The organism is Pseudoalteromonas aliena SW19 (assembly GCF_014905615.1).
GTDB classification, from domain to species: domain Bacteria; phylum Pseudomonadota; class Gammaproteobacteria; order Enterobacterales; family Alteromonadaceae; genus Pseudoalteromonas; species Pseudoalteromonas aliena.
Genome location: NZ_AQGU01000025.1, coordinates 1,260,967 through 1,279,857, shown reverse-complemented (window position 1 = coordinate 1,279,857; position 18,891 = coordinate 1,260,967). Strand labels below are relative to the sequence as shown.

Annotated in this window: 14 protein-coding genes and 1 pseudogene; 12 read left to right on the top strand and 3 right to left on the bottom strand. The window is 35.8% G+C overall.

Annotated features, from left to right (window positions below):
* The first annotated feature begins 92 nt into the window (after positions 1-92).
* From PALI_RS11285 to PALI_RS11260, 6 genes and pseudogenes are all read left to right on the top strand, one after another.
* The gene (locus PALI_RS11285; protein ID WP_193155888.1) at positions 93-944 is read left to right on the top strand and encodes a trypsin-like peptidase domain-containing protein; all 852 of its coding nucleotides are present in this window, start codon (positions 93-95) and stop codon (positions 942-944) included.
* A gap of 116 nt (positions 945-1,060) precedes the next feature.
* A complete protein-coding gene (locus PALI_RS11280) occupies positions 1,061-1,297 on the top strand; it encodes a hypothetical protein (protein WP_182197577.1) in 237 nt (78 codons plus the stop codon).
* 244 nt (positions 1,298-1,541) lie between these two features.
* A pseudogene (locus tag PALI_RS20345) lies at positions 1,542-1,649 on the top strand (transposase); the annotation flags it as partial.
* Positions 1,650-2,346: 697 nt separating this feature from the next.
* Positions 2,347-3,426, top strand: coding sequence for a hypothetical protein (locus PALI_RS11270; protein ID WP_182701556.1), 1,080 nt, complete (start codon positions 2,347-2,349; stop codon positions 3,424-3,426).
* 2 nt (positions 3,427-3,428) lie between these two features.
* A complete protein-coding gene (locus PALI_RS11265) occupies positions 3,429-3,656 on the top strand; it encodes a DUF350 domain-containing protein (RefSeq protein ID WP_193155887.1) in 228 nt (75 codons plus the stop codon).
* Positions 3,657-4,308: 652 nt separating this feature from the next.
* A complete protein-coding gene (locus tag PALI_RS11260; RefSeq protein ID WP_193155886.1) occupies positions 4,309-5,973 on the top strand; it encodes an SUMF1/EgtB/PvdO family nonheme iron enzyme in 1,665 nt (554 codons plus the stop codon).
* A gap of 73 nt (positions 5,974-6,046) precedes the next feature.
* Here the strand turns inward: PALI_RS11260 and PALI_RS11255 are convergent, their stop codons facing one another.
* Together PALI_RS11255 and PALI_RS11250 are read right to left on the bottom strand one after the other, a co-directional pair.
* Entirely contained in the window at positions 6,047-7,867 is a 1,821-nt protein-coding gene (locus tag PALI_RS11255; RefSeq protein ID WP_193155885.1) for a winged helix-turn-helix domain-containing protein, read from the bottom strand.
* A 213-nt stretch (positions 7,868-8,080) separates the two neighbouring features.
* The gene (locus PALI_RS11250) at positions 8,081-10,147 is read right to left on the bottom strand and encodes a winged helix-turn-helix domain-containing protein (protein ID WP_193155884.1); all 2,067 of its coding nucleotides are present in this window, start codon (positions 10,145-10,147) and stop codon (positions 8,081-8,083) included.
* A gap of 159 nt (positions 10,148-10,306) precedes the next feature.
* Between PALI_RS11250 and PALI_RS11245 the strand changes: the two genes are divergently transcribed.
* From PALI_RS11245 to PALI_RS11220, 6 genes are all read left to right on the top strand, one after another.
* Positions 10,307-11,737 (top strand): serine hydrolase domain-containing protein, encoded by a 1,431-nt coding sequence (locus tag PALI_RS11245; RefSeq protein WP_193155883.1) that lies wholly within the window; start codon positions 10,307-10,309, stop codon positions 11,735-11,737.
* A 242-nt stretch (positions 11,738-11,979) separates the two neighbouring features.
* Complete coding sequence (locus PALI_RS11240) at positions 11,980-12,681, top strand: DUF3581 domain-containing protein (protein WP_182197588.1); 702 nt, start codon at positions 11,980-11,982, stop codon at positions 12,679-12,681.
* Positions 12,682-12,803: 122 nt separating this feature from the next.
* Positions 12,804-14,051: a DEAD/DEAH box helicase gene (locus PALI_RS11235; protein ID WP_193155882.1), complete on the top strand. Its 1,248-nt coding sequence runs from the start codon at positions 12,804-12,806 to the stop codon at positions 14,049-14,051.
* 58 nt (positions 14,052-14,109) lie between these two features.
* Positions 14,110-15,081 (top strand): sensor domain-containing diguanylate cyclase, encoded by a 972-nt coding sequence (locus tag PALI_RS11230; protein WP_193155881.1) that lies wholly within the window; start codon positions 14,110-14,112, stop codon positions 15,079-15,081.
* Between the two features lie 210 nt (positions 15,082-15,291).
* Entirely contained in the window at positions 15,292-15,831 is a 540-nt protein-coding gene (locus tag PALI_RS11225) for a heme NO-binding domain-containing protein (RefSeq protein WP_193155880.1), read from the top strand.
* 2 nt (positions 15,832-15,833) lie between these two features.
* Positions 15,834-17,567, top strand: coding sequence for a response regulator (locus tag PALI_RS11220; protein WP_193155879.1), 1,734 nt, complete (start codon positions 15,834-15,836; stop codon positions 17,565-17,567).
* 179 nt (positions 17,568-17,746) lie between these two features.
* Here the strand turns inward: PALI_RS11220 and PALI_RS11215 are convergent, their stop codons facing one another.
* Positions 17,747-18,703, bottom strand: a complete 957-nt coding sequence (locus tag PALI_RS11215) for a methylenetetrahydrofolate reductase (protein ID WP_193155878.1) — start codon at positions 18,701-18,703, stop codon at positions 17,747-17,749.
* Between the last annotated feature and the right edge of the window lie 188 nt (positions 18,704-18,891).

Here is an 18,891-nt window from a genome sequence, read left to right as displayed (position 1 = left end):
GTAGCGCCTCAGTCCAACAAGCGATTATGCAACACAAACTGCGTGTTGCATAAATACTAAAATGTTAAGCAACTACACTGAGAGAGGTGAAAATGATTAGATATGTTGATCCATTATCCTGTACGTCTTTATTCATTGAGCCTTGTTTTAATGAAATAGGATTATCAGTTGCAACAGGTTTTTTACTTAAATATTGTGAAGATACATACCTAATTACTAATTGGCATGTAGTGTCTGGAAAAGACGCGGATTCACTTGAATGTTTAGATAAAAAAAATTTAGCTATTCCAAATAATTTGTTGGTTTCATTTCATAAAAAAGGTTCTTTAGGCGAATGGGTTAAAAGACGAATTGACCTATTAGATGATAATGAAGATCCTCTATGGTTAGAGCACCCCTTAGGTAGTGAAGTTGATGTTGTTGTAATAAAGTTAGATGAAACTGATGATATTGAAATATATACATTAGATTACCAGTTAAAAGACAAAGACATGGTGCCAGTAACAGCTATGCCTGTATCAGTAGTTGGCTATCCATTTGGATTATCTGCCGGTGCCAATTGGCCAATATGGAAAACGGGTAACATCGCTTCTGACCATGGTATTGATTTTGAGGTAAATCGACCTGCATTTTTAATTGACGCTACGACTCGTGCGGGCATGTCTGGCTCTCCGGTTGTTCTTCGGGCTGATAGTTATCAAACATCGGATGGTAACTATGAAATGGCAGGTGGTATTCAAACTCGTTTTCTTGGCGTTTATGCTGGTCGTATTCATGGTCAATCAGAAATTGGTAGGGTTTGGCGTCCATTTGTAATACAAGAAACCATAGAAAATCGGCTTTTATTTAACGATGAATCTATGCGTTTTTCTCCATCTCGAATTGCAAAATGCCCTTGTAACAGGGGCTTACGATTCAAGGAATGTTGTGGGAAAGTTGCTTAACAAGGCGTTTAAACGGAACTAAAACAGTGGGTTACGTTTCGCTCCGCTTCACATTTTAACCCACAATTTTAGTCCGCTTAACGCGGCGTTAGGTGTTTCTCAGGTTTGGAGTTCAAATGGGATTTAAGTTTTGGTTCGTTAGAGCATTAAAAGTATTTCTTGGAGTAGCTGCCTTACTTTTTATAGTTGAGTTGCTTAAACAGCATTCAGTTCAAGAAGCATTAATTTTTGCTTGTACTTGGTCTTTGATTACAACAACAGTGTTTATATGTTCAAGATTATATCAATCACGTAAAGGTGTAGAGTGTGCTTTGTGCAATGATATTCCAGACAAAAGTGATAAAAACACCTAACAACACGCCCTGAGGTGGACAGCAAAATAATTAGAATGACACCCATCCTAATTGTTACGAAAAAAGTCAACAAAAATAGTATGAAGAGTGCGTTGTTATAAATAATGCATCACGTAAAAAGTTGAGTAATGTAGACAAGATGGAAATTAAAATAGACGTCCAAATAGGACGACAACAGCTGTTTATTAAAGAATGGCAAACAACTTGGCTGTATAGAGCTTGCTTTCCTTTAAATAAAAAGCGCAATATTATCGGCAACAAGGGCATGAATAAATTGACCTTACGAGGTCAAACGAAAGTGAATACGCAATGGCAACTGTATTGCGTAGTTCATAATATAGAAAAACTGTAAAACGCGATGCATTAAAGAGAAGCAATCCCTTTTAAGCCAAAATAAAGCCACTGAAACACCCGTAACTCCTTCCAAAACGCGACTAAAACCCACACTAAACACTTTTTAATATTCTGCGTAAAAACACAGTAATCAATTGAACCAAAATAGGAACTCAGCTATGGTTTGTTTATCAATAAAAACAAATAAAAAAACGAGTTAATCTACAGGCTCGTTAGTAGCACCGGGAGTTTATGCTGTTTTGAAATTTCTAATAATGTTTTCACCGTGCTTCGTATATTGGTTTTACTATGCTTATGAAGCAGAACTACCTTTCAAGATTCCTTTTAAATCTTTTTTTAGTAGTGATGAACGTTACGATGCAGAAAAAAATATTTATAAAGATGTACCTTTTAACGTCATAAAAGAAAATGAACTGAAAAGACTGAAAGCAACCTTAATTGCACTAATAACACCTATTGTTCTATGTGTAGTAGCATGGTTTTATGATGCGAAAAACTCAGAATCATTAGTTAGCTTTTTATTATTTACCTGTTCAGCTCCATTCATTATTTTTTTAAAGGGAGTTTCGGAGTTTTATTATACATGTACATATTTTAAGGAGCAGTGAGTGTGCTACTAACAAATAATATAAGCCTTACTAGATTTACCTCTTTAGGAGAAATACATTTCAGCAATCAAACTATTCTTTACTTTATTGCTTATACTGCTAGTTTTCGCTTTAAGTGTTATTGGTAATAACTCATCAAACTTATCTCATATCCCAGATGAATTTATTGATGATTTCAAACTATTAAATGCTGATTTATCTCAAAATAGATATAATGAGGCATTAATTAAATTAGAAGCTTTAATTAAGCAAAATGAAAAATTGAACCAGCAAACTTTAATATGGATATATGAAACACAAGCACAAATACATACTGATCAATATCACTTTCATTTCGCTATAGACTCATTAAAAAAAGCAAAAGTAATAAATCAACAAAATAACAAATATCAACAAAAGATAATTTATCTAACAAATTTAATTGAAAAGAATCAAGCAGAGCGAAAACTCCGTAAAACTTATCGAGATGCACGTAATACAGGTATTGCTAAATCCCTAAACAACAAAGTGACAATTGCTTATTTTTACCTTGATGATAATCGTTGGAGTAAGTGGTCAAATAAAGCCAGAATAACGAATTCTAATAATTTAAAACAAGTTATTACTTGGTATAAACAACAAGCTAAAAATTATGACATTGATGGATTAACCTTTAATACACGTTATTTTTTTTTACGGAGTCCTAAAGGTCTTGGCAGAGAATGGATCAGAAAAAGAGAGTTTTTTGATTATGCGTCGAAATTATTAGCTAACCAATTGGGTTATCGTTCTCTCCATGATTTTGTTGATAGTATGCGACGTGAAAACCCAGATGACGCAGTAGCAATGGTATTTCATAGTAATGCTCAAGCACGTTCATATGCTGCTTCTTGTCCTAAAACTACAAACAGTAATTGTAAATTTGAATATGTGATGCTAACTGAAAAAATGAATAATTCTGCAAGCAGTTGGGCAACAACACAAACACAGTCGCATGAAATACTTCACTTATTTGGAGCTGCTGATTTATATAACATTGAAGGTGCGAAGAACTATGCAGTAACAGATGTTATGAATTATTACAGTAAAGAATTGAAATATGCTTCTATTTCACCATTAACAGCTTGGTCAATAGGCTGGAATGAACTACCCGAAACACCATTTGTTGTAAATAAAATAAAGGATTAATAATGGAAATAACGTCAATAGAACAAAACACCATATTTATGATAATTAACTTAGGTTACGCCGTGATCAGTTTATTTGTTAGTGTAATTGCATTGGTTATTATTGATAAAGTGATTTTTAAACAAATTGATTTTATTGAAGAAATCAGAAAAGGGAACATCGCAGTAGCAATTTTTCAATCAATGATTTTATTGTTTATCGGCATAGTTGTTTCTGCCGCGATGACGTAAAATATCTGCCGAACTTAATATAAGCTAGCATAAATCTGAAATTACTAACACTTATGCTTACTATATTGTCTATCACTTTACAGGGATAGTTAATTCCGGCAATTACGAAAATAGTGAAATAGTTTGCATGATATGAATTACATCTAAGCTATTCAGCAGGACTTTGAATAGTTATCTAGGCTCCGCTTACTTCACATTTAGCCAATTATTAAAACCCCATTAATGGGGCATTGAGGCTGTAGAATTACTCTTTTCAGGAACATATCTTACTGTTTCGAATTGATTGCTTTTCAACCTTTAATCCATCCGTTCGCTGTGATCTAATTGCAATTAAACTAGACACCTACTCTAACTCGTTTACGTGTAGCACTTATTCATTTAGGTATTTCTAAAAAAGCAGGCTAAAAATATAGAGCGCGCATACTGCGAATACCCAAGTGTAAAATATTTAATAATAACGGCTCAATAGTCAGTTTTTAAAGGTATTAAAAGCCGAGCTTAGTAAAATAAGCTCGGCTTTTTTGTGTCAGGTTGTTTGTGATTAGGGTTTGTTTATCTATATTTTTTCTATTTTTATCAGTGTTTAGGTTTTTCATAAGATTTATTTTACTTATTTTTTCATGATGGCACTTTCATTAAGAAGGAAAGGTAAATGAAACTAAACAAACTAATAATCCCCCTATTTTTATCAGTAAATAGCGCTGTGCTTTATGCTAATCAAAATGCCAGTGAGCTAATTGAACCCATTATGGTAACTATTCCTGCTGGTAGTTTTCAAATGGGTAACACCGAAGAAGAAGATGCTCAACCTATTCATAAAGTGACACTAACTGAGTTTAGTTTAGGGAAATATGAAGTAACCGTAAGAGAGTTTCGACAGTTTGTTGAAGAAACTGATTATGAAATGCCAACCAAGTGCATTCATCAGTTAAATGGTTGGTTTAATTATGGAGAAACCAATGGTTCATGGGAGAACAACTCCCTCAATACCAGTGATTTTCAACCAGTAAATTGCATTGGTTGGCTCGCAGCCAACGCGTATACTCAGTGGTTAGCAAAAAAAACTGGCCGTCCTTATCGTTTGCCGAGTGAAGCAGAGTGGGAATATGCGGCGAAGGCTGGTACAACTAGTAAGTATTACTTTGGTGACGATCTTGAACAAGCCTTAGTTTGTGAATACGAAAACACCGCCGACTTAACCGGTGAGAATATTTTACAACGGGACTCGAGTACGAGTTATGTCAATTTTTTTAATGGCAAATCGAACTGTGTTGACCACGCGGCTTATGCAAGTATCGTTGGAATGTACAAACCTAATCCCTTTGGATTACACGATATCGTTAGTAATGTGGTTGAGTTCATTACTGATTGTTATAAAGATAATTATAAAAACGCGCACAATGATGGTCAGGCTTGGATAGATAATGATTGTAAATACAGGGTAGCACGAGGAGGTAGTTGGCATTGGAATACTTTTCCCGTAAGCCAGAGGGGCGTCGTGGGTGAGGACTTTGTAGGGGCAGTAGAGGGGTTTCGAATTGCACTAGATGGAGCTGCTCCAGCTATATCTAGCAACACTGTAAAATTTATCAAAGCACTCAAAACAGCTCAACGCAGCGAACAATTAAGACGTGATGCTGTTTTACCTTACCCTGCCACTGTAACAAACTTAAAACTAGATAAAGAAGCGGGTATTATTACCTTAAAGTGGGATAAAAGTTCCCAAAGTGATATTGAAAGTTATCGAATCTATAGAAATGCAGCTACTGGCGGCGTGTTTAAACTATTAGCTGCAAATATAATTGAAACTACATTTAAAGATGCCAATATAGATAACCATCAATATGAATATACTGTTGTTGCGGTAAGGCATAATCAACAAGGTGATTACAGTAATGTCGTAAAAACGCCGACATCATGGGTGCATGCACCTGGCAGAGTGGAAGCAGAATCTGCCATTAAGTTTAGTAACGCTAGCATCGGAAGAACCTCTGATATTGATGGCAAATTTAATTTAACTGGAGGGGAGGGAATTAGTGATAATGCGATAATAAGCTATCAGCTTAAAGTCGCACACTCAGGAAATTATAACCTTAGCTACCGTGTAGCGGCTCCTAGAGATACAAAAGGTTTTGCAGTTGTAATCAATGGTAAGGAATTAGCAGTAGAAAAAATAACGAGTACAGGTGGTTATAAAAAATGGCAAACACAAAGAGGATCCACTTATTTTTATCTGAAACAAGGTGAAAATAAGCTGACCCTAAAATCACTTGATAAAAACTGGAAATTAAATTGGGTAAGCTTTAACCCAAATTAGTTTCTGTAAAGTACAAAATAAGAGGCCGTGGTATTGCTGTCTCTTACTATTTTAAATCCAGTTTTGGATAACATTATAAATTTAATGCTAACAGTTTTTTTTCATTATTACGTCGCCAGTAGTCAGTCCCTTTTTTATCAATATATTGAGAATAAAAATCATAATTATCTTGCATACTTTGGGAGCTACAAATTAGTAACGCCATATCTAAGCTGAGATAAAGGTCACCCGCCAACTCAGCTTGCTCAAAAGTACGCTGTGCATGAGTTGTAAATGCATCATCATTTTTCAGTGCTTGAGCTAACAATGTTTTTAAGTAGGAGTTCTTGGCATTATCCGTAGTAATATCATTAATAAGATTTTGTGCTTCTGCCAGATTATTTTGATTTATATAATATTCCATCAATTGCTGACGACTGCTTTGTGCAGCCCAAAAATCAGGTGTTAACGTTGCAAGCTCTAGTACTTGTTTTAAATGAGGCTCTTTATCTTGTAGGCTTTTAGCAAAAATGGCATAGTGATACGGCACTATAGCAAAGTGATAGTTAGGTATTTGATAGGCCTTCATTTTATTTTCTGCTTGTTGTAAATAAAGGTATTTATCATCCTCTTGCTGATGCTTATGGGCTAATACAGATAGGTAAGTTAAGGCGCTTAGCTCTCGTCGTTTATCTTGTGCATCAAAAGCTAATTGCACTGAATTAAGTAGGCTTTGTTTAATTGCTTGGTAATTGTCTTGGTTATGGTCTATCCAAGATTGCGTAAACCACGCGTCTGCTTGTCTGTGTAAATCATTAATACTTTGAAACTGCTTAATAGCATTACTGAGCTTATATTTACTTAAATCAAATAGCTCTTTACGGATTAATACCTCACTTTGAAAGAGCAAAGCATTGCCTACATGGTGTGTCTTATTTTGTGAAATAGCTATTTTTTCTAGTTTATTTGCCATCACCATCGCTTTATCAAGTTCCCCCATCATTATATAAGTATTAGCTAGATGACCAAGGATAATGAGATCATGTGGCGCTTGCTGATGAGCAATGGATAAATTTGCTTGCTTGAGTTCGAGTGTTTGGGCTTTATTAAGCAATTTTAAAATAACTGGCTGCTGTAAATGTTGTTGTAACTGATTTAAAGCGGCTTGTTGACTTACTCCAGATAATTGCCCTTGCCAATCTGCAAATGGGCCTTTTAATATAAAATCAATATATGTCAAATTATGATGTGTGCGAATAGTGCCAGATAAAATCAATGGGTGTTCTTTTGCTAAAAGTGGGTATTCAAACTCCGCTGAAACCTGAAAATGCGCCGTATTTAGCTGAGGTAATTCGGTAAAGCTAAAGAGTTCAGTATCATTGAGCTTAAAGGTTTCCGTCCCTCGTTGATTGCTTATTGCTATATAAGAAATATTAATAACTGAGCTCTCATCTGTTTGAGGTTGGTCAGTATTGTTATTAATGATAGTAAATACAAGAAGGGCAATACCGCTAAGTGCAATGGTTATCCAATGGTTTCGGCTTTTTGGTTTTGATAAAGTATTTTCATGCTGCAGTGGTTTATTTTGACTGATGTTGCAGTGTGCCTCAACATCAGAATGTTTAGAATCAATTTGGAGTTGCCACTGATAACCTCGTTTTGAAAAGGTTTTAATTGCGTGGTTACCCAACAGCCTCCTTAGATTGCTAATACTTTGAAAAACGGCTTGTTCCGATACAACTTTATTTTTCCAGACATGAGATAAAATATCTTCTTTACTAAAGACATGATTCGAATGCTCTAGTAATAGTTTTAGTACTTTGGCTTCATTGTGTCGAATGGCTAAGTCATCACCATTTTTTTTTAGTACACAGCTTGTACTATCAAATTCAAAATTATTAAATTTATAACGCATTGTTTTTATAAAAATGGATCATTTGGTTATTTATTTCACTCATCTTAACTTATTAGCTGATAAAGAGTATAAGTTTGTTAATCATATATTAAAAATACTATGGCCCTGTATCCTGTGCAGCTAAAGGGGGGCAATCCATGCTTGTCGCAAATAATTGTGAGTCCAGTGGGCGAGGGCAACGCAATCCCCGATTAAGGATTGGTTGCTATGAAACTATAAACTCCCCCTCACTTTTGTGCTTTTTGAAGTAATATCTAAAACCAAAATGTCTGCCGATTTATGTTTGCTTTTGAGTAAGATTATATTGTCACTTACTGCGGTTATTTGATCACAAAATTTCGCACAAAACTCTTCGGTTTTACTACTTAAATTTTGTACACCTAACTCGTAATCGTAATAGTTTATTAATGGCTTGCCATTTTGTGTGTATTGATAATAAAAACCATTTTTTTCGGGATATATTTGAGTAAATAAATAGGGGCTTTTGAGTAAAGTGTTATCTGAATCATGGCGTATGACTTGACCTTTTACAAAGCTCAGTAGTTCGTCTTTATGGTTTAAAAAGAATGTATCATGCACTCGTTTTATTTTTAATGTTGTTCTTTCATCAGTTGTAAGATTAAACTTTACTAGTTCATCATTGTGAGTTTTTTTATCAACATACAATATAGCGTCAGATTTGTTGTACCAAACTATAGGCTCACCAATAATCATGTTTAACCATTTTATCGAGAATCGGTTTGACTCCAACTCAATAATAAACGGTTTGTTATTTACACTGCTCGCTATACGCTTTCCTGACCAGTGCCAAACTGGTTTGGTTAAAGCAAATTCTTGCTTTGAATTTTCGAATAATATTCGCTCTTTGCCTGTCTCAATATGTTTGACAAAAATCTGAGGATAGCCATTTTTTATTGATACATAGGCTATGTGTTTTTCATCTGCTGAAAGCGCTGCAGCTTTATCAATTGTATTTGAGTTTATTATTTTTTGGGGAGGTGAAAGCTGTTTTAATTTACTCAGTAAAATGTCTTGATCTGACTTGGCTTCAATAAAGTACACTTTATCTTTAATAATTTGCGGATAAACTAAAAAGTTATAGCTTTTGTAGTTAAGCGTTGTGAGGTCACCATTTAATGAGAGTTGCTTTAATTCACTGCCATTACTAAGTAATAAAGATTTATTGTTTTCAAACCAAGTTAAGAAGTACCAGTTATGATCTATTTGTCCGATTGAGACAACATCATTACTATCTAAGTTTAACAACTTTACTTCTGATAATGCTTGTTTATTAAAACCGACTAACGCTAATTGTGTTTGAGTCGGAGACAAAGCAAGTTTATAAGGTTTAAAGTAGTCATTTGGTTTAAGTAATTTTTCAGTTTGTCCTGACTCCAAATTATGCCGATATAAACTAACGTTTCGGCTATGCTCCGAACTGTTTTGATTGGCCAAATAATAAAGTTGTTGGCGCTTATCTATAAAAAATAAACTATTCCAAGTTATATCGCTACGCGAAAAAAGTAGCTCTTCACTTACTACTTTTAATTGTGCGTCGAGTAGCAAGCGATTAAATGAAATACCTTTCTCATCTTGGCATGAATACACCAAGGCATTTTTGTGAGAATCCCATGCAAGGTAGGTATATGCGTTTAAAGTATCCTTTAAGGGCCAGCTTGAGCCAGTTACTAGATCTTTAATTAATATTTTTCTCTTGTTTGGTTGATTGGTATTTTGAATATACGCCATAAATCGTCCATCAGGACTGATTTGCATATAGCGCTCTTGTTCATTGCTTGCCGTTATTGGTTTTAGGTTTAACAAAGAAACCTGTTTACTTGTATCTGATAAACTAAAAAACACGCTAATTAGGATGAAAACAGGAATGAGGAGTAAAGATAATTTTAAATACTTTATAAGGGGGCTTTTTTTTGATAATGCCTTTGCTTTTTTTTCTGGAAAGCGAACTTCGGAGTCTAGGCTGTAGCCTCGTTTAGGATGTGTTTTGATAATGCGTTTGTCGTCATCAGATAACGCTTGCCTTAACAAGGCTATATTTCTACGAACTGAGTTTGGACTGTAAATTGCTTGAGGCCAAACAATTTCAAAAAGCGTTTCAGCTGCAATAACTCTTTTGGGGTTTTGTGCCAACGTCTTCAAAAGCGCCATTACTTTTGGTTCAATTACCTGAGATTTTTCTTCATATATAACCTCACCGGTTTTGATATTAATTAAAAAATCATCAATATAAAATTTATTTGGTAGTTCGTTTACGCTCAAACCTTTCCCATCCCACTGTTATTAATAGATATATATCCCTTAAGCTTTTCTTAACGTTTTCTTAATTACTAATTCATCGCTTTCTCTTGGTAACAACAGTTAAAAAGGAATCGAAAAGTCAGCGCTATATTAATAAATAAATTACAAAAGGAATACATAATGAAGCGATATTTAGTAACACTATTATTTTTAATAACAATTATCTGCAATCAAGCGCTAGCAGCAGATAAGCTAAACTACAATAAGCTAGCTAATGAGTTTATATCTGTTTTAAACAGCAAAGATTTAAAACAGGTCGAAGGTTTTATTGTAAAAAACTTTTCGCCTGATGCACTTTCTCGTTGGGATAATACAGGAAAAGATCGTTATGTTGGTTATTCGATGAACGTAGCACTTTTTCATGGATCATTAAGCCTACTTTCAACAGAGCTTGATACTTCCAATAACCGCATACAGCACATTAGTAAAGTGTATTCAAAAAATACCGACATGCAGTACGAAATGGTTATCGATTTTAACGAAGAACAAGCCGTTACAGGCTGGTTTGTTGGAGAACCCCCCAAAAGCCTTGATATAATTTCTTTAACTGAGCCACAATTAGTTAATGAGGTAAAAAATTATAGCAATCTACTTGCTAAAAATGGCATTTTTTCAGGAACAATACTGCTTGCCAAAGGTAACAAAGTTTTATTTACTAAAGCGCATGGCTTAGCCTCTCGACGCTATGACGTTAAAAATAATTTAGATACTAAATTTCAAATAGGTTCGATGAATAAGATGTTTACTAGCGTCGCTATTTTGCAACTTGTTGAAGCAGGAAAAGTATTGCTTGATGATCCGATTACTAAGTTCATTGATAAAACCCTGTTAGGTAAGGGAGACTTTGATAAAATCCATATTCACCACTTACTGAGTCATACATCAGGTATTAGTAATATAGCTGGGGTTGACGAAATACAGTATAAAGTACGTTCACTTGAAGATATTCAACACTTATACAGCTCCATTGAAACAACGTTTAAACCAGGCTCTCAATGGCGATATAGTAATACAGGTATGTTATTACTTGGTCAGGTGATTGAATCTGTTACTAAGGAAAGTTATTTTACATACATTGATAAAAACATCTATCAGAAAGCTAATATGCAACATAGTGGTAGTTTTGATTTGGATGTACCTATTAGGAACACTGCGCGTAACTATTGGTTTTCAGTTGAAACTGGAGAAATTACTGAAAACTTAATGTTTCAATCAGTTAAAGGGGGTCCCGCTGGAGGTGGGTATTCGACAGTAGGCGATTTACATAAGTTCGCTTTAGCAATGCAAAATGGAACTTTGATTAGTCGTAAACTTTCCCAAGAAGCTCTTACTTCGAAGCCCGAACTTGGTGCAGAAAACTGGGGGTATGGATTTTCAGTGAGAGGCGCTGATAATAACAAAATAGTGGGTCATAATGGTGCTCATTTAGGTATGACAGCCAGACTAAATATGTATCAAGACAAAGGCTACATTTTAGTAGTATTAGGTAACTTTCAATCTTCAGCATGGCCTGTTGTGGCAAAAGTAGATCAATTGATAGAGCGTTTGTAATAAATACGTTCTAAGAAAATAAGTTGGCGGGATTGGCTCTTTCTCCAGTCCCTTTTTAAAATATTAGCAGGTGCCTGCTGCAAATTTAACCTCGAAAGATAAACAGGCCCTAGCGTGATTTTCTTAACGTTAAATAGACCCCATATATAAGCAGATTGGTATAATTGAACAGATTCGACCTCTCTGTATTTTTTTTCTGGTAGTATAGGCAGGTTATAAGCAGTTTAAGCAGTGAACACACTATGTTAAGTCCTTTTTTTCAGCAGCACGCTGATTACGTTTCTATTTCTCGTGAGCAAGGTTGTCGATTCGCTAAATGCGTAGCTGATGATTTTAATCCACTTCATGACAAAGATGCCAAAAAGTTTTGCGCGCCAGGAGACTTACTTTTTTCATTGGTACTAGATCGCTATGGTATTAGTGAACAAATGGAATTTACCTTTGCCGGTATGGTTGATGAAAACACCAAGCTACATTTTCCTGAGGGAGCAGATGAGTTTGATGTAACCAATGGCGAAAAAGTTATTTTAAAGGTAAAGCGCAAAGGTAAAACCAGCCAATGCCCAACATTGACTAATAGCCTAATAAAAAATTATGTAGAGTTTTCGGGTACTACCTTTCCGCATGTGATTATTCCGTTAATGGGCAAGCAAGAGGTAATGATTAACCCTGCACGTCCGATGATTATTTACGAATCAATGCTTATTAATCTTGATAATCTTGATATTACAGCGCCAGTACTTGAGTTTGCAGAGCCAAGTTTTGAGTACGCCGGTAAGCGCGGGAAAATTACACTACGTTTTAACCTGTTAGAAAACGGCGTTAAAGTAGGGTGTGGTGAAAAGCATATGGTGGTTTCGGGTATACGCGAATACTGCCAAGCAACGGTTGACAATTTAATAGCGTTTTACAACGAACGAAAAACAACGCTAAAACCAGCTTAAAATTAAAGCAAATTATAGTAGGCGTTAAATACAGCTGTATTTAACGCCTTTTTTATTGGTTAATTTACGCAGTGCGTTAATATGCGTACAATAGCGCTCTTTGTTATTTTAAAGCTAAGCCTATGTCTGCCACTACGTTCTCATCACTTAATCTCGACCCGTTATTATTAACAGCGATTGAGCAAAATAATTACACGCTACCTACCGCAATTCAGGTTAAAACTATTCCGCCTATTTTAGCGGGAAGTGATGTAATGGGCAGTGCGCAAACAGGCACAGGTAAAACCGCCGCGTTTGTTTTACCCTTGCTACATAAGCTTTTAAATACCCCCAAAAAAGATGAGTCAGGACTTGCCCGCGTTGTAATTTTAACGCCAACGCGAGAGCTTGCTCAGCAAGTATTTGCCAGCTTTGAAAAATACGCACAAGGCACTAATATCAATGGTGCTTTGGCGTATGGTGGCGTAAGTATTGGCCCACAAATAAAAGCGCTTAAAACAGCACAAGTTATCGTGGCCACACCAGGGCGTCTGCTCGATCATATAGTTAAAGGCAGCGTTGTACTTTCAAGTGTAGATTCGCTCGTATTTGATGAAGCAGACCGTATGCTTGATATGGGCTTTATTGATGAAATTAGACGTATATTGCGTCATATTCCAGGTGATCGTCAAACTTTACTCTTTTCAGCTACGTTTGATGACAGCGTATTTGAACTCAGTAAAAAACTACTTAAAAACCCAGAGCTAATTGAAGTTGATAAGCGCAACTCAGCAGCGGTTGAGGTAGAGCAAGTTATTTACGCTGTAGATGAAGATCGTAAGCGTGAACTTGTATCGCACATGATTGGCATGAAAAACTGGCGCCAAGTACTTATTTTTACTCGCACAAAACAAATGGCCGACCAACTCGCTAAAGAAATGTGTAAAGACGGTTTAAAAACCGAATCAATACATGGTAATAAATCGCAAGGCGCACGCGACCGCGCACTACAAAACTTTAAAGAAGGCGTTACTCGTGTACTTGTTGCTACTGATGTAGCTGCACGTGGTTTAGATATTTCTACACTTAGATACGTCATTAACTTTGAGCTGCCATACATAGCAGAAGACTATGTGCATCGTATTGGCCGTACCGGTCGAGCGGGCGAACAAGGCCTTGCTATGTCACTAGTAAGTCTTGATGAGCAATGGTTGCTAGAAGAAATTGAAGTGCTATTAGATACGCGTTTAACTCCACAGTGGTTAGAAGGCTACGAGCCTGATCCAAATAAAAAGCCAAAAGATAATCGTAAAAATACTAATAAGTCGCGAAAAGATCGTGATAAAAAACGCATTACAGGTAAAAGAGAGCCAAGTAGACGCCGTAAGTAATAGCTTTTGCTCTGTTTTTTTGCCTATACTGGAGCTAATACATAGCCGAGGTAACGTAATGTTTGAAACTGATCAATGGGCATTTTCAGGTGTTGATGGCAAAATATCATTACACAAATGGCAAAAAATAATCGACCTTATCACGGGGCTTTTTTCAGCCCCGTCTGGTTATATAGTTCAGGCTACAAGTAAAGGCTATCGTGTTGTAATAAAAAGTAATGAAGGCGGCTCTCATTTTGAGACAAACCCTATACTCTCTCCTCATACCCCTCTTTTTTGTAAATACGTAGTCCAAAGTAATAATATTGTTTACGTCAATGCTGCAAGTAAGAGCGAAGCGTGGAACACCCTACCAGAAGTAGTTGAAGACGGTGTTGAATCCTACTTAGGTTTACCTATTCATTGGCCACAAGGCCAAATATTTGGCACCTTGTGTTTAAAAGATACTAAAAAAACAAGCTATACCGATGAATATTTTGAACTGATAGAGCAGCTACGTGACTTAATTGAAGACGATTTAGCACTTATAAATAGCTTTGAGCAAATGCGCGAAGTAGCCATGCTGGATGCACTGACTAATATTTATAATCGCCGGGCCCTGATTTTGCTAGCTCAACAAAAGCTAAGCTTAGCTTTTCGGCTAGGTTTTGATGTGTGTTGCTTATTTATTGATGTAAACGACTTTAAAAAATTAAACGACACATGCGGACATGAAGTGGGCGACAAAGCTTTAATTATATTAGCAGTTACATTAAAGGCACATTTACGAGATGCCGATATAGTTGGTCGTTTAGGTGGCGATGAATTTGTTGCTGTAATGCAAGTAAATGATAAAAATAAACTCAACGGTATTACTAATAAAATTTCGACTGAATATTCAAAAGCCTTGGTTAAAAGCGACATTTGTGATTTATCGCTAAGCATTGGTTATAGTTTTACCGAATCCAAAAAACAATCGTTTGAAACCTTACTGAATAGTGCTGATCAAGCAATGTATAAAAATAAACTTAGCAAAAAACGAGATAAGTGATGAAAAACGAAGGCAGTTGGAGTGTATTTTTATTAAAAGCAGACTCTTTGTTGATTGAGTAAATGTAAGTATATGGCATAAGTAGTTACCTAACTCTTTAGCTTGCCTAGCTCGCCCCTCGACTAATACGCCTTAGCCGGAGGACTTATAAACGTGAACTTTTACAGTTTAAAACTATACTTAATTCATCGCTAATAAAAAGGTAGTTTGATGAAAGGTATTATTTTCACTGAATTTTTAGAAATGGTTGAAAGTCACTTTTCTGTAGAAGTGGCCGACCAAATAATAGAGCAAAATGATCTCGACTCTAAAGGTGCTTATACGAGTGTTGGTAATTACGATAAACAAGAGCTTATAAAGCTAATCACATCACTTAGTGAATGCGTTAACCTGCCAGTTGGCGTACTGCTTAAAGAATATGGAAAATACCTTTTAAGCCATTTTTTAATTTACTACCCGCAGTTTTTTCAAGACCTAACTACAACATTTGATTTTTTAGATACCATCGACAGGCATGTGCATGTTGAGGTTAAAAAGTTATATCGTGATGCCGATTTACCAAACTTTCAAACTAAGCGTTTGAGCAGTACTAAAATGCAAATGTTTTATCACTCAAGTAATCCATTTGCGCTTTTAGCTGAGGGGTTAATTGAAGGGGCTGCTAATCATTTTGGTGAAAATATACACGTAAACAGTGATATCAGTGAAAATCATCAAGTAGCTACTTTTAATTTAACGTTGGTAGATTAAGTATGGATGTAGCACTTTTACAAAGACGGTTTGAGAGAGAGCGGCTTGCACGCAAAGAAGCTGAAAAATTATTAGAGCAAAAATCGCTACAACTTTATGAAGCAAACGAAGTGCTTAAAAATGCTGCTGAAAATTTAGAACGAGAGGTAGCCAGTAGAACGCATGAACTTATGTTGGCAAAACAAGAGGCTGACTCTGCAAATCAAGCTAAATCCGGATTTTTAGCGAATATGAGCCATGAAATTCGTACTCCCATGAATGCAATTATTGGTATGGCTTACCTTGCCCTTGATACGCAATTATCTGAAAAACAGCGAGACTACGTTGAGAAAATTCATTATTCGGCTCAGTCTTTACTGGGGATCATTAACGATATTTTGGATTTTTCAAAGGTAGAAGCGGGCAAGTTAGAACTTGAAAATAAACAATTTAACTTTAATCATTTTCTAGAAAACCTTGTTAATTTAATTAGCGGCTTAGCCTGTGAAAGAAACATTGAAGTGATATTTGATGTTGATCCTAAGCTGCCAGATTATTTTACTGGTGACGCCTTAAGATTAAATCAGGTCATATTAAATTTACTCAACAATGCGCTTAAATTCTCAATGCGTGGGACTGTTACATTAGCTATTAATTTAATTAGTAAAAGTAGCAAATGCACTCACGTTGTTTTTTCGGTAACCGACAACGGCATAGGGATGACCCCGCCACAAGTTGAATCATTATTTACACCTTTTACTCAAGCTGATGTATCAACAACGCGTAAATTTGGAGGTACAGGTTTAGGTTTAGTTATTAGTAAAACGCTCGTTGAACTAATGCAAGGTGAAATTACTGTAAAAAGTGAAATTAAAAAAGGGAGCTGTTTTACTTTTCAAATACCATTAGGTAACGCAACTAAACAGGCAAGTTTTGATTTAGCGTTATTACAAAATAAACGTGCACTCATTATTGAGAGTACGGATAGTAAATTATGTTCATTGCAGAGGTTACTGAACAGTTTTAAAGTTAATATAAGTGTAGTTAACAATGCAGGTGAAGCTTTAGATACGCTGACTAACTCATCAACTTATGACTTTATTTTTATAGATTGGCGAATTTTAAAGCTTAAACACGTAGATACCGCTGAGTCACTACGAAATAAGCTAAAAATAAATGCAAAAAAACTCATTATTATTGCGCCATACGAAAACCAGGATCTTAATGAAAGCTTGCATGGGTTTACTGAAAATACCTATAGAATTCTTATAAAGCCGATTATAAAAAGTAATGTTTATAACTTACTTTTACAGGTTTTGCATAAACAACCGCTAAAAAAATCGACAGTACAAACCAAACCTGCAACGAATGCGTCACTAAAAAAATTACAAGGCGCACATATTTTATTAGTCGAAGATAATCCACTTAACCAGCAAGTTGCGTCACAAATTCTTCGTTCAAATGGCTTGTTAGTTGATATAGCCGCTGATGGTATTGAAGCACTCGAAGCGCTAAAGCATAAAGCTTACCATGGTGTGTTAATGGATTGCCAAATGCCTAGAATGGATGGATATACGGCAGCTATAGAAATAAAAAAACAGTCGAAATTTAAAGATTTACCTATTATTGCGATGACTGCAAATACTATGGAAGCAGATCTTTTAAAAGCACAAACTAGTGGCATGAATGGTTATATTTCAAAACCTATTGCAGTCGAAAGTATGTTTGAAGTGATTGCAAAATGGGTACGTGTATAAGCTGAGCTCAGGATCATAAATCTATCTCAAGCAGTTATATGTTTGTTTTAGAAAAAACATAGCCTGTGTCGAATGGTTGTTCCCCATAAGCAGGCGATAACGATGCATAACTGCCAAGCGCGCTACCTTTTTAGCCCCTTCTAGGTTGAACTGATTCTAATCCTGAAAAATCAACAGCCCTAAGCTATTTGCTTTTCGGCTAGGTTTAATTCCATTATTGCCTTTAATAAACGATATAAGTTAATTGACGCGTCAATTTCTTCTTTACGGTTTGTTAAGCTTTCAATATTTAAGCCCAGCGGTACATCTAAATGCGCACAGCTTTTAAGTATTAAGTCGAGATTTTCGCGGCAAATACGGACTGATTCGCTTAATGTATTGTCTGCATCAAGCATGCGCCATTTAGTTGCCTCTGGCACTGAGATACCCAGCCATTGCATAAACTCTAAGGTTTTTTCGCCGCCGCACGGGGTAAACGTTAATATAATACGTTGAGGTATAATACCCTGTGCTTTACACGTACGTGCGTAGCTAGTAATTAGCTCTATAGTGGCTTGTGCGTCGTAAACAGCTTGCGATATAAAAAACTGACAACCTTGTGCTGTTTTTTCTATTAATCGTTCGTGCTCATTTCGTTTACTTGAATGGCGTTCAGCAATAGTAACGCCACCTAAAAAGAAATCATCTGATTGCTCAGCCAATGCTTTATACGCATCTGGCAGGCTTAGCTTTATATCACCTATCGATGATGGGCTACCTACTAAAACAACATTTTGTAAATCATAGTCGTTTTTAGTTTCACTTAGCCAATCCTTAAATTCGCCTACGCCACGCTGTGCCACACTTTTATAAGTAATCACATCTTGTGCAGATAAATTACGTAGTAAATGACTGTATTCACGCGGATCAACGGTTTGTTTAAACGCAAATGGACGAGCTTGATTAGTTCTGCTGCTTTCGTCTTGAATGTCGTAAATTATTACGCCGTCGTATTCAATTTCGTGTAAGCGACCTAGTAGCTTTTCTGCAATGACTTTCAATTGCGCTTTATCGGTGCCGATTTTAGGCGGGGTAGTACCAATAAGGTAAACACCTTGTTTGGTGTCCACTATCTTCTCTTTTAGTGATAAAGCCATAATCCTCATTCCAGCTAAGTTTGTTCTGATGGATTTAATATAGCAGCCATTTAGACGTCTAGATAGATTTATTTAATGAAAGTTTTTCAACTAACATGATGTTTATTCATAGTGCTTGTTCCCATAATGTGTAATTGACACAGTTGTTTACATAATAAATCCCCTTGGGACTCTTATATTTATTGGCT

Bases quoted from the DNA above. Each gene is read 5' to 3' on its own strand.
- PALI_RS11285 (WP_193155888.1), top strand. From the start codon at position 93: ATGATTAGATATGTTGATCCATTATCCTGTACGTCTTTATTCATTGAG.
- PALI_RS11280 (WP_182197577.1), top strand. From the start codon at position 1,061: ATGGGATTTAAGTTTTGGTTCGTTAGAGCATTAAAAGTATTTCTTGGA.
- PALI_RS11265 (WP_193155887.1), top strand. From the start codon at position 3,429: ATGGAAATAACGTCAATAGAACAAAACACCATATTTATGATAATTAAC.
- PALI_RS11260 (WP_193155886.1), top strand. From the start codon at position 4,309: ATGAAACTAAACAAACTAATAATCCCCCTATTTTTATCAGTAAATAGC.
- PALI_RS11255 (WP_193155885.1), bottom strand. From the start codon at position 7,867: ATGCGTTATAAATTTAATAATTTTGAATTTGATAGTACAAGCTGTGTA.
- PALI_RS11245 (WP_193155883.1), top strand. From the start codon at position 10,307: ATGAAGCGATATTTAGTAACACTATTATTTTTAATAACAATTATCTGC.
- PALI_RS11240 (WP_182197588.1), top strand. From the start codon at position 11,980: ATGTTAAGTCCTTTTTTTCAGCAGCACGCTGATTACGTTTCTATTTCT.
- PALI_RS11235 (WP_193155882.1), top strand. From the start codon at position 12,804: ATGTCTGCCACTACGTTCTCATCACTTAATCTCGACCCGTTATTATTA.
- PALI_RS11230 (WP_193155881.1), top strand. From the start codon at position 14,110: ATGTTTGAAACTGATCAATGGGCATTTTCAGGTGTTGATGGCAAAATA.
- PALI_RS11225 (WP_193155880.1), top strand. From the start codon at position 15,292: ATGAAAGGTATTATTTTCACTGAATTTTTAGAAATGGTTGAAAGTCAC.
- PALI_RS11220 (WP_193155879.1), top strand. From the start codon at position 15,834: ATGGATGTAGCACTTTTACAAAGACGGTTTGAGAGAGAGCGGCTTGCA.
- PALI_RS11215 (WP_193155878.1), bottom strand. From the start codon at position 18,703: ATGGCTTTATCACTAAAAGAGAAGATAGTGGACACCAAACAAGGTGTT.